We start from the raw sequence: 13,051 nt of genomic DNA, 5'->3' as shown, positions 1-13,051 counted from the left end.
CTCCGCGAAGCCCCCGCCAGGGCACCGGCCGAGCCCCCACCCCGGCCCCGGCTCCGCGAAGCCCCCGCCAGGGCACCGGCCGAGCCCCCACCCCGCCCCCGGCTCCGCGAAGCCCCCGCCGGGGAACCGGCGAGCCCCCGCCAGGGGCCCGGCCCCGACCCCGCGAAGCCCCCGCCGGGGAACCGGCCGAGTCCCCGGCACGGGACCGGCCCCACGATGTCCCCGCCAGGGGCCCGGCCGAGTCCCCGGCACGGGACCGGCCCCACGATGCCCCCGCCAGGGGCCCGGCCGGGCCCCGCCGCAGCCGGAGTGGCCGAACGGCCGATGTGTCGCCGGCGCGGCGTGCGGCACGCTCGACGGGTTCCCCCCGCCCGCCCCCGAAGGAGGCGCCATGCTGCACGCCCTCTACCTCCTCGGCATAGCCGCCTTCGCGACCTCCGGCGTCCTCGCCGCCCACCGCGCCAACATGGACCCGTTCGGCGGGTTCGTCCTCGCCTTCGCCGCCGCCATCTCCGGCGGCACCCTGCGCGACCTCATCCTCGACCGCCACCCGCTCTACTGGACGCACGACTGGCTGCTGCTCGTCCTCATCGCCTCCGTCGCCGCCACCACCATGCTCTACCTGCGCCGTCGGCAGACACTTCCGCACCGGGCCCTCATGGTCGTCGACGCCATCGGCCTCGCCGTCGTCACCGTCATCGGCGCCCGCGCCGCCATCGACGCGCACGTCACACCCGTCGCCGTCCTCATCCTCGCCGTCCTGACCGGCGTCACCGGCGAGGTCATCCGCGACGTCCTCTGCGGGGAGTTCCCGCCCCTGCTCCTGCGCGAGGAGGTCTACGCGACCGCCGCCCTCGCCGGCGCCGCCTCCTACCTCGGCCTGCACTGGGCCGGCACACCCGACACCGTGAACATCGCCGTTTCCGCCGGCCTCGTCTTCGCGCTGCGGATGGCCGCGGTCTTCCGCGACCTCCACCTGCCCCGCCTGCAGCGCGTCGCCGGCTGATCCTTATCCTCCCCGCATGACGGCAACCATCACCCCGCTCTCCGCCACCGCACTCCGAGCCCACCGCGACGAACTGGCCGCCCTGCTGCGCGCCGTGGTCGACGGCGGCTCCTCGCTCGGCTTCCTCGCCGGCCTCGGCCACGACGAGGCCGCCGCCTGGTGGGACTCCCTGCTGCCCGCCGTGGAGGACGGCTCCCTCGCGCTCTGGGTCTCCCGCGGCGGCGACGGCCGGATCGACGGCACCGTCAGCTGGTACCGGGAGTCCAAGCCCAACGGCCGCCACCGCGCCGAGCTGCGCAAGCTGATGGTCCACCCGGCGGCCCGCGGCCGCGGCACCGCCCGCGCCCTGCTCGCCGAGGCCGAAACCGCCGCGGCCCGCGCCGGGGTCGTGCTGCTCTTCCTCGACACCGAGACCGGCAGCGGCGCCGAGCACGTCTACCGCCGCGCGGGCTGGACCGAGGTGGGCACCATCCCCGACTACGCCACCGACCCGGCCGGCCGCCTGCACCCCACCACGCTCTTCTACAAGCACCCGCAGGGGTGACCTCGCCCGCCGCGCGGCGTTAATCCCGTCGTCACCGGCCACCGAGCGAGGGAGTCCGTATGTCCGCCGCACCTGCCGCCGCACTTCTCACCCGCCGCGGGTTCCTCCGTACGGCCTTCACCGCGGCCGTGCTCGCCGGTACGGCCGCGGCCCTGGCGCCCGTACTGCGCGCCCGGCGCCCGCGGCAGACCCTCACCCCGGCCCCGCTCGCCGAGGAGGAGACGTACCGCGGCCGGCACATCGCCGTGGACACCGCGGGGATCCGCATCGACGGCCGCCCGCTGCACGTGATGCGCCGGGCCGACGGCAGCTACCTCAGCGGCGTCAACCACTTCCAGTCCTTCGGGACGCCGCTGGAACTGGCCCGCGCGGCCGTCGACGAACTGGGCACGGCACAGCTCGCGTCGGCGTCGGCCGCGCACCACGGCTGAGGGGAGGAGCCCGCCTTGTACACCCGCCAGAACCAGAAGGACCTGACCAGCGCGCAGAAGAAGCGCTTCACTGCGGCCGTGCTGGAGCTCAAGCGCAACGGCACCTACGACTCCCTCGTGCGCACCCACGACAAGTACTTCGTGCCCGACCGGGACCGGGGGCTGCGCGTCGGGCACATGTCCCCGTCCTTCTTCCCGTGGCACCGGCGCTACCTGCTGGAGTTCGAGAGGGAGCTGCGGGAGATCGACCCGAGCGTGTCCGTCCCGTACTGGGACTGGACCACCGACAACAGCCCCGTCTCCTCCCTGTGGGCGGAGGACTTCCTCGGCGGCACCGGCCGGGCCGACGACCGCCGGGTGATGACCGGCCCGTTCGCCTACGACACGGGCAACTGGACGGTGACCGTCGGCATCAGGGAGGCCGCCTACCTCACCCGCAACCTGGGCCGCCCGCAGAACCCGATCACGCTGCCCACCAAGGCCGAACTCCAGTGGGCCGTCGACGATCCGGTCTACGACGTCTCGCCCTGGGACTCCACCGCCGGCGCCCGTGGCTTCCGCAACAAGCTGGAGGGCTGGGCGGCCCCCAAGACCGAGCGCTGGCGCAACCACAACAAGGTCCACCAGTGGATCGGCGGCCACATGACGGGCGGCGCGGCCCCCAACGACCCGGCGTTCTGGCTGCACCACGCCTTCGTGGACCTGATCTGGGACCGCTGGCAGCAGCGGCACCCCGGCTCCGGCTACCTGCCCGCCGCCCCGCTCGAGCCCGGCGACCCCCAGCGCGGTCGGGTCATCTCCCTCGACGAGCCGATGCCTCCGTGGAACGTCACCCCGCGCGAGATGTTCGGCCACCAGGGCCTGTACCGCTACGAATGATGCCGGCGGGCGCGCTCCGCGGGGCGCGCCCGGGGCACACGGGAAGGGCCCCCGCCGTCCGGCGGGGGCCCTTCCGTCACTCAGGCGATCAGTGGCCGTAGCCCTCGCCCTCGGTGTGGTGCCCGCCGTCCTTGCCCGACGCGTTCACGCAGGTGTTGCCGAACGCCGGGTTCAGCAGGGCGATGATGTTGACGGTGTTGCCGCAGACGTTGACCGGGATGTGGACCGGAACCTGGACCACGTTGCCCGACAGGACACCCGGGGAGCCGACAGCCGCACCGTGCGCTCCGGCATCGGCGACGGCCAGACCCGCACCGGCCGCCACGGCGGTACCGGTGACAGCGGTGATGGCGAATGCCTTCGCGATACGCGACATCAAGATCTCCTCGTGAGATATGGGGCGCCACAGAATGTGTGGCATTTGACATGGCATACAACGCGGCCGCGGCCAAGGGGTCACGGCCGCTGGGCCTACCTGGTGACGCGAAATCCGACGGAGGCGAAATTCGGCCGCACTTGGCCGATCGCTCCCGGCCGCAGCACCCCGACCGCTCGGCCCGTGCAGCGCGGTCCCTGGTAGAGGGTCGCCGTGCTCCGGGTCCGGTTGGTGACCGCCCGGGTGCCGCCGCCCTCGGCCTCGACGCAGCCCTTCGGCGAGGGGAGGCCGTGGACCTGGTCGTCCTGGCCGAGGTACTGGAAGACGGGCCCGTCGGCGGCCTGGGCCGGGCCGCCGGTGAGCGCGGCGGCCGCCAACAGCAGGAGGGGCACGGCATGGTGGATACGCAGGGGTCGCATGCCCGTCCAACACGACCGGGCCGGGGCACGGTCACGCCTTGTCACCCATCGGACGGTTGTGCGACCGTGCGCCGAGCATCGGATTCAGGAGGACGGATGAGCGCAGCGGGCGAAAGCGGAAGCCGCGAGGGCGACCGCGACGGCGGCCTGCCCCGCCCCCGGGCCAGGACCGCGCACGGCGTGGTCGAGGGCCGGACCGGGGCCCACGGGACCGCCGTCTTCCGGGGCATCCCCTACGCGGCCCCGCCCGTCGGCGCCCTCCGCTTCGCGGCGCCCGCGCCCCCGGCCGCCTGGGACGGCGTACGCGACGCCGGCGCCTACGGCCCCACCGCGCCCAAGGTGCCCTACCCCGACCCCTTCGCGACCCTGCTCCCCGACCCGCAGATCCCCGGCGACGACTGCCTGAACGTCAACGTCTGGACCCCCGATGCCACGCCCGGCGCCGGCCTGCCCGTCATGGTGTGGATCCACGGCGGGGCGCTCACCCGGGGCTCCTCGGCCGTCCCCGTGTACGACGGCTCCGCCTTCGCCCGGGACGGGGTCGTGCTCGTCTCCTTCAACTACCGCCTCGGAGTGCTCGGTTACGGGCTCTTCCCCGACGCCCCCGCCAACCGGGGCCTGCTGGACCAGATCGCCGCGCTGGAGTGGGTCCGGGACAACATCGAGGCCTTCGGCGGCGATCCCGCCCGCGTCACCGTCTTCGGCGAGTCCGCCGGCGCCATCAGCATCGGCGCCCTGCTCGCCGCCCCGAAGGCCGCCGGGCTCTTCGCCCGGGCGGTCCTGCAGAGCGGGGCCCCCGAGGTGCTGCCGCGCGACCGGGTGCGCACCATGGTCCGGCGGATGGCCTCGCTGCTGAAGGTGCCCGCGACCGCCGGGGCCTTCGCCGCCGTCTCCCTGCCCGACCTGCTGGCCGCCCAGGCCGCCGTACTGCGCAGGTCCAACCCGCTGATCGGCGGCCCCGCCTTCGGCCTGGTCGCCGATCCGGCCACGGTCCCGGCCGACCCCGTCGAAGCGGCCGCCGACGTGCCCCTGCTGCTGGGGTGGACCACCGAGGAGTACCGGCTCTGGCTCGCTCCCACCGGCGGGATGCGGCTGCTGGACCGGCTGGGCCCGCTCACCGTGGCGCTGGCCAGGTTCCGCAGCGGCAAGGACCCGGTCGCCGTGCGGGAGTGGCGCGCCGCCCTGCCCGCGGCGGGCCCGGCAGACCTCGCCGGGCAGTTGCTCACCGACCGGCTGCTGCGGGATCCGCTGCGCCGGCTCGCCGGGTCGGGGCGCGCGGAGCCGAGCTTCCTGTACGAGTTCGCCTGGCCCTCCGGCGTACCGGGGCTCGGTGCCTGCCACGCCCTGGAGCTGGGCTTCGTATTCGACACGCTCGGGGTTCCGGAGGCCTCCTGGCTGGCCGGGCCGGACACCCCGCAGCCGCTGGCCGACGAGATGCACGCGGCATGGGTCCGCTTCGCCGTGACGGGGGATCCGGGCTGGGCGCCCTGGAACGGCAGCGGCCCGCCGAAGGTGTTCGGCGGGCCGGAGCGCGAGCGGGAGGCGGGGGAGGTCCCGGAACTTACTCGACGGGTCCTTCCATGACCTTGCTGATGAACTGGATCGGCCCCTCGCCCATGTTCGGGACGTAGGTCTTGGCGTTGTGCTGGCCGCCCTTGATGATTCTCAGGTCGGTGTGGATCGGACCCTTGTTGCCGAAGGTCGCGATGAACTTCTGCACGTCCGGCAGGGTCTTCTTGTTGTTCTCGCTGTCGCCGACCTGGAAGGCGAGGTAGACGTCCGGGCCCTTCTTGTCGATGAGCTGCTTCGCCAGGATCTCCGGGTTGTTCTCGGCCTTCTCCTTGTCGTGGCCCTTCCACAGGGAGGAGTCCGGGACGATGTCCGGGCCCGAGGCGATGACGGCCTTGAACTTGTCCGGGTGCTTGAGGACGGCCTTGAGGCCGGCGAAGCCGCCGGTGGAGGAGCCCATGAAGGCCCAGCCGTCACGGGACTTGACCGTGCGGAAGTTCGCCTTCATCAGGTCCGGGACGTCCTCGGTCAGCCACGTGCCCATCTTGGGCTGGTCGGGGATGTCGGAGCCGTCCCAGTAGATGCCCTTGTCGTCCGGCGCCGGGTTGAGCACCGGCATGGCCAGGATGAAGGGCTTGCTCTTCCCCTCCGTGTACCACTTGGCGATGCTGGTCTGGAGGCCGAGGTCGGTGCCCATCCAGTAGTTGTTCGGGAAGCCGGCGCCGCCCGGCAGGGCGATCATGACCGGGAAGCCGCTCTTGGCGAACTTCGGGTCGTTGTACTCCTTGGGCGCCCAGACCCACACCTTGCCCGTGAAGCCGGACTTCTTGCCGGCCAGCGTGGTGACGGCGACGTGCGTCCCGTCGGCCAGGGTCATCGAGTTCTTGAACTCCGCCTGCGGCCCGGTGGGCATCAGCATCTTGGAGTTCGCGGGCTGGGGGGTGTCGCCCTTCTTGCCCTCGCCGGCGGGCGGCTTCCCGAAGGACACCGCCGAACCCTTGTCGGTGAAGGGGGGTATCTCGTAGTAGGCCATCACTCCGGCCGCGATGCCGCCCAGCGCGAGGAGGGAGACACCGGCGATCACCCAGCGCTTGACCCGGGACTTGCGCCGGGGCTGGTACTCCGGCTCCTCGTCGTACGGCGGCTCCTGGCCGTACGGAGCCCGCTGCTCGTACGGCGGCTGCTGTTGGCCGTAGGGCGGCTGGTACCCGCCCTGGGACTCGTACGGCTGCTGCTGTCCGTACGACGGCCGGCCGTACTGGTCGCCGTAGGGCTGCTGCGGCTGCTGCCCTTCCGGCCGGTACGGCTGGTACTGACGCCCGTCGGGTGCGTACGACATGTGCGGTGGCTCTCCGGCTGGTGCTGCCCCGGGGGGGCGGGTGGTCTGTCGGCTTGATCCTTCTTCCGTTCGAAGGATGAACGAAAGCATGCCAGGGTTCCTAATTTTTCCTTCTCTTGGGGTGATCTGGAGAAGATCGTTGCCCGACGCCTCAAGGGCCCGTGGAGTTCCCGAACCGTTCGCCGACTGTCCCTGGCCCATGCACATGCCCCTGGGTATGGTGCGTCCGCGCCGCCACCAGAACCCCCACTCCGCCCGGAGGTACCACGTGTTTGGCATGCGCCTGCCAACGTTTCGCCGTAAGACCGCCCTCGCCACCGCCTTCGGCTTCACCGCCGCCGGCACGGCCCTGTGGGCCGGCTTAGGTGCCGCCCAGCCCGCGCAGGCGGCCGGTCTGCCCGCCCCCGACCACGTTGTCGTCGTGGTCTTCGAGAACCACGCCTACAGCCAGGTCATCGGCAGCTCCAGCGCCCCGTACATCAACTCCCTGAAGAGCGGGGGAGCCAACCTCACCCAGTCGTACGGGATCACCCACCCGAGCCAGCCCAACTACCTCCAGCTCTTCTCGGGCTCCAACCAGGGCGTCACCGGCGACAGCTGCTACACCCCGGGCTTCAGCTCCGCGCCCAACCTGGCCTCCGAGCTGATCGCCGCGGGCAAGAGCTGGGGCAGCTACAACGAGGGCCTGCCCAGCCAGGGCTCCACCACGTGCTCCAGCGGCAAGTACGCCCGCAAGCACAACCCCTGGTTCGCCTTCTCCAACGTGCCCACCGGCACCGCGAAGACCATGACCCAGTTCCCGACGGACTTCACCACCCTGCCCAAGGTCTCCTTCGTCGTCCCGGACCTGTGCAACGACATGCACGACTGCTCCGTCGGCACCGGCGACACGTGGCTCAAGAACAAGATCAAGCCCTACGCGGACTGGGCCAAGACCCACAACAGCCTGCTCGTCGTCACCTTCGACGAGGACAACCGGCTCGCCGGCAACAAGATCCCCACCGTGCTCTACGGCCAGCCCGTGACCCCGGGATCCTCGTCGAGCACCACCTACAACCACTACGACATGCTGCGCACCCTGGAAGGCCTGGCCGGCCTGACCACCCACGCCGGGAACGCGGCCACCGCCAAGGACATCACGGGGATCTGGGCTTCCTGACCATGTACGTTGCGGACAGTCGCGGCACGCCCGCGCCCGCCGTGACCCCCGAGCCGTCGGCCGTCGCCCCGGGCACCAGCCCGGGGCGGCGCGCCGCGCTCGCGCCCACGGTGCTCGCCCTCGGCACGGTCAGCCTCGTCACCGACATCTCCTCCGAGATGGTCACGGCCGTGCTCCCGCTCTACCTCGTCGCCGGACTCGGGCTCTCCCCGCTCGGATTCGGCCTGCTCGACGGCCTCTACAACGGCGTCAGCGCCCTCGTCCGGCTCACCGGCGGCCACCTCGGCGACCGCTTCGGCCGCCACAAGGCCCTCGCCGGACTGGGCTACGCCCTCTCCGCCCTGTGCAAGCCGCTGCTCCTGCTCGCCCACACCCTCCCCGCCGTCGGCGCCGTCCTCGCGCTGGACCGCACCGGCAAGGGGCTGCGCACCGCCCCGCGCGACGCGCTGATCTCCCTCGCCGTCGCCCCTGAGGAGCGCGGCCGCGCCTTCGGCGTTCACCGGGCGATGGACACCGCGGGCGCCCTGATCGGGCCGATCCTCGCCTTCCTCATCCTGCGCGGAGCCGCCGACGGCTACGACGCCGTCTTCACCGTCAGCGCCTGCGTGGCCGCCCTCGGGGTGCTGGTGCTCGTGCTCTTCGTCCCCGGCCGCCGCACCCGGCCGAAGGCGGCCGCCGAGCCCGTCTCCCTGCGGGCCGCCCTCGGCCTGCTGCGCCGCCCCGACCTGCGCAGGATCGGCCTCTGTGCGCTGCTCCTCGGACTGTGCACCGTCAGCGACGGCTTCGTCTTCCTGCTGCTCCAGCGCGCCACCGGCATCGCCGACCGCTGGTTCGCCCTGCTGCCGCTGGGCACCGCCGCCGCGTTCTTCCTCCTCGCGCTGCCGCTCGGTCGGCTCGCCGACCGGATCGGGCGCGGCCGCGTCTTCCTCGGCGGGCACCTCGCACTGCTCGCGGCGTACGGGCTCCTCCTCACCGGCGGTCACCATCCGGCCCTGCCCTACGCGGTGCTCCTGCTGCACGGCGGCTTCTACGCCGCCACCGACGGGGTGCTGATGGCCGAGGCGGCCGGAGCCGTGCCCGAGGAGCACCGCGGCGGCGGACTCGCCCTCGTCCAGACCGGCCAGGCCCTCGCCCGCTTCGCCGCCTCCCTCTGCTTCGGCGCCGCCTGGACCGTGTGGGGCGCGCGCCCCGCGCTCGCCGTCGCCGCCGTCCTGCTCGCCGCGGCGGCCGCGGTGTGCGTACGGCTCATCCCTGCCGCGGACTGATCCCCGCCGCGGCACGACAGAAAGGCCCCCCATGACCCTCCAGCGCCGGATCCTGATCCTCGCCGCAGCCGTCGTCCTGCTCGCCGCCGTGGGAGTGCTCGCCGTGCTGCGGGCCTCCTCCCGGGCCGACGAGAAGAACCAGGCCCAGGCGGGCGGCCCGCAGATCACCCGGGGCACGGTCTCGCTGACCCCGGCCGACGGCGGCCGCCGGATCGTGTTCCGCAACATGGCCTGGGGCCCGCACCGAGACGAGCTGGCCACCGTCCCCGCCGACGGACCCGAGGGGGCCCGTACCGCCTCCGGGGTGAGCTGCCTGCGCTTCCACTCGGCGGCGGGCACCGGGATCTGCCTCCAGGCCGACAAGGGCGGGGTGCAGGACAGCTACCGGGCCGTCGTCCTCGACGCGAACCTCAAGGAGCTTTCCGCCCACCCGCTGGCCGGCATCCCCACCCGCGCCCGGGTCTCGCCCGGCGGGCACCTCGCGGCCTGGACGGTCTTCGTCGGCGGGGACTCGTACGCCGGCACGAACTTCTCCACGCGGACCTCGGTGCTCGACCTGCGCACCGGGAAGCTCGACGCCTCGCTGGAGGACTTCACGATCCTCAAGGACGGCAAGCCGTACCGCAGCGCCGACGTGAACTTCTGGGGGGTCACCTTCGCCGCCGACGAGCGGACCTTCTACGCGACGCTCGCCACCGGCGGCCAGACCCACCTGGTCCGCGGCGACCTCGCCGAGCGGACCGTGACCACCCTCCGCGAGAACCTGGAGTGCCCGTCGCTGTCGCCCGACGGGACCCGACTGGTGTTCAAGAAGCGGGTGCCCGGCCTGTCGGCGGACGCCCCGTGGCGGTTGTACGCGCTGGACCTGGCCTCGATGAAGGAGACTCCGCTCGCCGAGGAGCGCAGCGTGGACGACCAGGTGGTGTGGACCGACGACCGGACCGTCGTCTACTCCCTGCCGGGGGACTTCGGCGCGGACCTCTACTCCGTGCCGGCCGACGGGAGCGGCGCCCCCGCACGGCTCATGGGCTCGGCCCTCGCCCCGGCCTTCCTCGGTTGAGTCCGAGGAGGAGGCCGGGGGAGGGCCGGCGCAGGACCGTTACGCCGGAGGTACCGGCCGCACCGGGGGCTAGGCGGGGATCAGGGTCTTGCGGCGCCGCTTGCGCTGAGCGCCGGCCGACAGCCTCAGCTCGATGATCGACCGCACGGCCGGCCACTCCTCGTCGAGGATCGAGTAGAAGGCCGTACTGCGGACCGCCCCGTCGAGCCCCCGCGAATGGGCCCGGCGGACCCCTTCGCAGGTGAAGCCGAGGCGTTCCATCGCGGCCCGCGAGCGGCCGTTGCGGGCGTCCGCGCGCAGGGAGATCCGCCGGACGCCCCAGGTCTCGAAGGCATGGCGGAGCATGAGCAGCTTCGCCTCGGTGTTGATGCCGGTCCCCTGGGCGCCCGGGGACAGCCAGGTATTGCCGATCTCGGCGGCATCGGGGATCGCCGTCGCCGGATCACCGAACGGGACGCCCGGCACTGCGGGCCACACCAGCGGCCCCTGCCAGTAGTCCAGATCGAGGAACCGGGTCGAACCGACGACCCGGCCGTCGGTGGCTCTGACCACCGCGAACGGGAGCGATCGACCCGCCGCCTGATCAGCGAGGGCGCGGTCGATGTACTCGTGGGACGCCTGCACGCCGTGGGGTACGGGGGTGAAGGCGTAAGTCGTACGATCCTCGGCCCCGGCCACGGCCAAGGCCTCGGTGTGGTGGGGGGCGAGGGGCTCGAGCCGCACGGTGCGGCCGGCGAGGAGTACGGGTACGGGCACGGAGCCTTCGGTCCTTCTGGGCGGTGGGGTGGTTGCACAGTCTGCGTCTCTGACGTCGCCCCCCGTGCAAAACACGGGTGAAAGGCAACGGGCTGTCAGGTGAACGCGAGTGGCTCAATGTAGCCCCTTAAAGTCCTCTCATGAACCCCCAATTTGGCAATGGCGTGAACCTCTTTTTCGAGGACTTGGGTCCCCGCGCCGGAGCGCCCGTAATCCTGATCCACGGACATCCCTTCAACCGCACGATGTGGGCCCCCCAGACGGCCGCCCTGACGGCCGCCGGATGCCGGGTGATCACCCCTGACCTGCGCGGATACGGGGAGAGCCCGGTGGTTCCCGGCAAGGCGCTGCTCGCCGATCTCGCCGATGACATCGCCGCCCTCCTCGCCCGCCTCGACCTCGAACGCGTGGTCGTCGGCGGTGTGTCCATGGGCGGGCAGATCGCGATGGAGATGCGGCTGCGCCACCCGGGTGTGGTACGGGCCCTCGTCCTCTCCGACACCTCCCCGGTGCCGGAGACCGAGGAGGGGCGGAAGTTCCGCCGGGAACTCGCGGAACGGCTGCTCGCCGAGGGCATGCGGCCCTATGCCGAAGAGGTCATCGACAAGATGCTGGCGCCGTACAACGTCGTCGGCATGCCGGAGGCGGCCGCGCGGGTGATCGGCATGATGTGCGCGACCGACCCCGAGGGGGCGGCCGCCGCGCTGCGCGGCCGGGCCGAGCGCCCCGACTACCGGCCCGTGCTCGCCCAGGCCGGCGAGCCCTGCCTGGTGGTGGTCGGCGCGGACGACGTCTACACCCCCGTCGCGGAGGCCGAGGCCCTGCACGCGCTGATGCCGCACTCCGTGCTCGCCGTCATCGAGCGGGCGGGCCACCTGCCGGGCGTGGAGCAGCCCGAGGCCTTCAACCGGGTGCTTCTGGAGTTCCTCGCCGGACTCTGAGCCCCGGCCGAGTGGCCCACGGAGGCGAGGGGTGAATGGACCGGCCGGGCGGGCCATCCGGCTGATCCAATGGGGTGGTGACGATACGGATCCTGCCCCCGCCCGGAGCACCGCGCCGACTGGCCGCCGCCCAGCTGAGCAACTCGGTCGGAGACGGCGCCTACTACGTGTGCTCGGCCCTCTACTTCATCCGCGTGGCCGGTCTGTCGCCCGCGCAGATCGGCCTCGGACTGACGATCGCCTGGGCCGTCGGCTCCGTCGCCGGAGTACCGCTGGGCGCGCTCGCCGACCGGCGGGGGCCGCGCGGCACCTCGGCGGCGCTGGCCGTGGCCACGGCGGGCTCCGTCCTCGCCTTCCTCCTCATCCGGTCCTTCTGGGGCTTCCTGTTCGCCGTCCTCGTCTACGCCACCGCCCAGTGCGGGCTGGCCGCCTCCCGGCAGGCGCTGCTCGCGGGGCTGGTCCCGCCGGAGCGGCGGACCGGCGTCCTGGCCCACCTCCAGTCCATGCTCAACGGAGGGCTGGCGCTGGGCGCGGCGCTCGGCGGGCTCGCCCTGGCCGCCGACACCGAGCGGGCCTACCTCGCGGTGTTCGTGCTGGACGCGGTCAGCTTCCTGGTCTGCGCCGCCGTGCTGCTGCGGCTGCCGGCGGTGCCGCCGGTCGAGGGGCGGGAGGCCGGGGAACCGCGGCTGGCCGTGCTCCGGGACCGGCCGTACGCGCTGGTCACCCTGCTGAACGCGATCCTGCTGCTGCGGATGCCGCTGCTCAGCCTGGCCGTCCCGCTCTGGATCGTGCAGCGCACGCAGGCTCCCGGCTGGCTGGTGTCGGCGCTGTTCGTGCTGAACACCGTCGCGGTGATGCTGTTCCAGGTGCGCATGGCCCGGCCGGTGGGGGACCTGGACAGCGCGCGCCGGGCGGTGCGGGTGTCGGGGCTGGTGATGGCCGCGTCCTGCGCCGTGTTCGCCGTCTCCGCACTGCCAGGGGCGGGCTGGGCCGCCGCCGCGCTGCTGGTGGCGGGCGCCGTGCTCCAGGTGGACGCCGAGATGCGGCAGTCCGCCGGGTCCTGGCAGATCGGCTTCTCGCTGGCCCCGGCGGACCGGATCGGCCAGTACCAGGGGTTCTTCGGCACCGGGGTCCCGGTGGCCAGGACCGCCGGCCCGCTGGTGCTGACCTCGCTCATCCTGGTGTGGGGGATCCCCGGCTGGCTGCTGCTCGGCGCGGTCCTGCTGGCCGCCTCGTACGGCATGGGGCCCGCGGTGCGCCGGGCCGAGTCGGCGCGCTCCTCGGGCGGCGCGGGCGGGCGGGCCGCCGTACGGGCGTCCTGAACCGGCGGGAACCAGGGACGTTCGTCGTGCGCCCCGGTGCCCAAT

The 13,051-nt window shown here is 73.1% G+C and carries 14 protein-coding genes; 10 read left to right on the top strand and 4 right to left on the bottom strand.

Annotation, left to right across the window (positions count from 1 at the left end; genetic code table 11):
* The first annotated feature begins 391 nt into the window (after nucleotides 1-391).
* Genes ACGFYU_RS07960 through ACGFYU_RS07945 form a run of 4 tightly spaced genes read left to right on the top strand, consistent with a single transcriptional unit; the run spans nucleotide 392 to nucleotide 2,860 of the window.
* Nucleotides 392-1,006, top strand: a complete 615-nt coding sequence (locus tag ACGFYU_RS07960; RefSeq protein WP_393826403.1) for a trimeric intracellular cation channel family protein — start codon at nucleotides 392-394, stop codon at nucleotides 1,004-1,006.
* A gap of 16 nt (nucleotides 1,007-1,022) precedes the next feature.
* The gene (locus ACGFYU_RS07955) at nucleotides 1,023-1,550 is read left to right on the top strand and encodes a GNAT family N-acetyltransferase (protein WP_393826402.1); all 528 of its coding nucleotides are present in this window, start codon (nucleotides 1,023-1,025) and stop codon (nucleotides 1,548-1,550) included.
* Between the two features lie 59 nt (nucleotides 1,551-1,609).
* Nucleotides 1,610-1,981 carry a tyrosinase family oxidase copper chaperone gene (locus tag ACGFYU_RS07950; protein WP_393826401.1) on the top strand — a complete coding sequence of 124 codons (372 nt, stop codon included), beginning with the start codon at nucleotides 1,610-1,612 and terminating at the stop codon, nucleotides 1,979-1,981.
* Between the two features lie 15 nt (nucleotides 1,982-1,996).
* Nucleotides 1,997-2,860: a tyrosinase family protein gene (locus ACGFYU_RS07945; protein WP_393826400.1), complete on the top strand. Its 864-nt coding sequence runs from the start codon at nucleotides 1,997-1,999 to the stop codon at nucleotides 2,858-2,860.
* A gap of 88 nt (nucleotides 2,861-2,948) precedes the next feature.
* Here ACGFYU_RS07945 and ACGFYU_RS07940 read toward each other — a convergent pair whose 3' ends face one another.
* Together ACGFYU_RS07940 and ACGFYU_RS07935 are read right to left on the bottom strand one after the other, a co-directional pair.
* The gene (locus tag ACGFYU_RS07940; protein ID WP_393826399.1) at nucleotides 2,949-3,236 is read right to left on the bottom strand and encodes a chaplin; all 288 of its coding nucleotides are present in this window, start codon (nucleotides 3,234-3,236) and stop codon (nucleotides 2,949-2,951) included.
* Between the two features lie 95 nt (nucleotides 3,237-3,331).
* Entirely contained in the window at nucleotides 3,332-3,655 is a 324-nt protein-coding gene (locus ACGFYU_RS07935; protein ID WP_393826398.1) for a hypothetical protein, read from the bottom strand.
* Between the two features lie 96 nt (nucleotides 3,656-3,751).
* Between ACGFYU_RS07935 and ACGFYU_RS07930 the strand changes: the two genes are divergently transcribed.
* Complete coding sequence (locus tag ACGFYU_RS07930) at nucleotides 3,752-5,239, top strand: carboxylesterase/lipase family protein (protein WP_393826397.1); 1,488 nt, start codon at nucleotides 3,752-3,754, stop codon at nucleotides 5,237-5,239.
* Here the strand turns inward: ACGFYU_RS07930 and ACGFYU_RS07925 are convergent.
* Complete coding sequence (locus ACGFYU_RS07925) at nucleotides 5,217-6,503, bottom strand: alpha/beta hydrolase (protein WP_393826396.1); 1,287 nt, start codon at nucleotides 6,501-6,503, stop codon at nucleotides 5,217-5,219. The two genes, ACGFYU_RS07930 and ACGFYU_RS07925, sit on opposite strands and share 23 nt — an antisense overlap.
* Nucleotides 6,504-6,780: 277 nt before the next feature.
* Between ACGFYU_RS07925 and ACGFYU_RS07920 the strand changes: the two genes are divergently transcribed.
* From ACGFYU_RS07920 to ACGFYU_RS07910, 3 genes are read left to right on the top strand one after another with little or no spacing between them, the layout of a single operon-like run.
* Nucleotides 6,781-7,662, top strand: a complete 882-nt coding sequence (locus tag ACGFYU_RS07920) for an alkaline phosphatase family protein (protein WP_393826395.1) — start codon at nucleotides 6,781-6,783, stop codon at nucleotides 7,660-7,662.
* A 2-nt stretch (nucleotides 7,663-7,664) separates the two neighbouring features.
* Nucleotides 7,665-8,927 carry an MFS transporter gene (locus ACGFYU_RS07915; RefSeq protein ID WP_393826394.1) on the top strand — a complete coding sequence of 421 codons (1,263 nt, stop codon included), beginning with the start codon at nucleotides 7,665-7,667 and terminating at the stop codon, nucleotides 8,925-8,927.
* A 31-nt stretch (nucleotides 8,928-8,958) separates the two neighbouring features.
* Complete coding sequence (locus tag ACGFYU_RS07910; RefSeq protein ID WP_393826393.1) at nucleotides 8,959-9,987, top strand: TolB family protein; 1,029 nt, start codon at nucleotides 8,959-8,961, stop codon at nucleotides 9,985-9,987.
* Between the two features lie 69 nt (nucleotides 9,988-10,056).
* On the opposite strand, the gene ACGFYU_RS07905 is transcribed toward ACGFYU_RS07910, so the two are convergent.
* A complete protein-coding gene (locus ACGFYU_RS07905; protein ID WP_393826392.1) occupies nucleotides 10,057-10,743 on the bottom strand; it encodes a GNAT family N-acetyltransferase in 687 nt (228 codons plus the stop codon).
* A 140-nt stretch (nucleotides 10,744-10,883) separates the two neighbouring features.
* On the opposite strand from ACGFYU_RS07905, the gene ACGFYU_RS07900 reads away from it, so the two are divergent.
* A complete protein-coding gene (locus ACGFYU_RS07900) occupies nucleotides 10,884-11,684 on the top strand; it encodes an alpha/beta fold hydrolase (protein WP_393826391.1) in 801 nt (266 codons plus the stop codon).
* A 77-nt stretch (nucleotides 11,685-11,761) separates the two neighbouring features.
* Nucleotides 11,762-13,006: an MFS transporter gene (locus ACGFYU_RS07895; RefSeq protein WP_393826390.1), complete on the top strand. Its 1,245-nt coding sequence runs from the start codon at nucleotides 11,762-11,764 to the stop codon at nucleotides 13,004-13,006.
* The last annotated feature ends 45 nt before the right edge of the window (nucleotides 13,007-13,051 follow it).

Source organism: Streptomyces sp. NPDC048337, from assembly GCF_043201175.1.
In the GTDB taxonomy this organism is placed as follows: Bacteria; Actinomycetota; Actinomycetes; order Streptomycetales; family Streptomycetaceae; genus Streptomyces.
The sequence above is the reverse complement of the archived record's forward strand: the minus strand, read 5'-3'. Positions and strand labels throughout refer to the sequence as shown.

Coding starts and splice junctions, on each gene's coding strand:
- ACGFYU_RS07960 (WP_393826403.1), top strand. CDS start 392: ATGCTGCACGCCCTCTACCTCCTCGGCATAGCCGCCTTCGCGACCTCC.
- ACGFYU_RS07955 (WP_393826402.1), top strand. CDS start 1,023: ATGACGGCAACCATCACCCCGCTCTCCGCCACCGCACTCCGAGCCCAC.
- ACGFYU_RS07950 (WP_393826401.1), top strand. CDS start 1,610: ATGTCCGCCGCACCTGCCGCCGCACTTCTCACCCGCCGCGGGTTCCTC.
- ACGFYU_RS07940 (WP_393826399.1), bottom strand. CDS start 3,236: ATGTCGCGTATCGCGAAGGCATTCGCCATCACCGCTGTCACCGGTACC.
- ACGFYU_RS07935 (WP_393826398.1), bottom strand. CDS start 3,655: ATGCGACCCCTGCGTATCCACCATGCCGTGCCCCTCCTGCTGTTGGCG.
- ACGFYU_RS07930 (WP_393826397.1), top strand. CDS start 3,752: ATGAGCGCAGCGGGCGAAAGCGGAAGCCGCGAGGGCGACCGCGACGGC.
- ACGFYU_RS07925 (WP_393826396.1), bottom strand. CDS start 6,503: ATGTCGTACGCACCCGACGGGCGTCAGTACCAGCCGTACCGGCCGGAA.
- ACGFYU_RS07920 (WP_393826395.1), top strand. CDS start 6,781: ATGCGCCTGCCAACGTTTCGCCGTAAGACCGCCCTCGCCACCGCCTTC.
- ACGFYU_RS07915 (WP_393826394.1), top strand. CDS start 7,665: ATGTACGTTGCGGACAGTCGCGGCACGCCCGCGCCCGCCGTGACCCCC.
- ACGFYU_RS07910 (WP_393826393.1), top strand. CDS start 8,959: ATGACCCTCCAGCGCCGGATCCTGATCCTCGCCGCAGCCGTCGTCCTG.
- ACGFYU_RS07900 (WP_393826391.1), top strand. CDS start 10,884: ATGAACCCCCAATTTGGCAATGGCGTGAACCTCTTTTTCGAGGACTTG.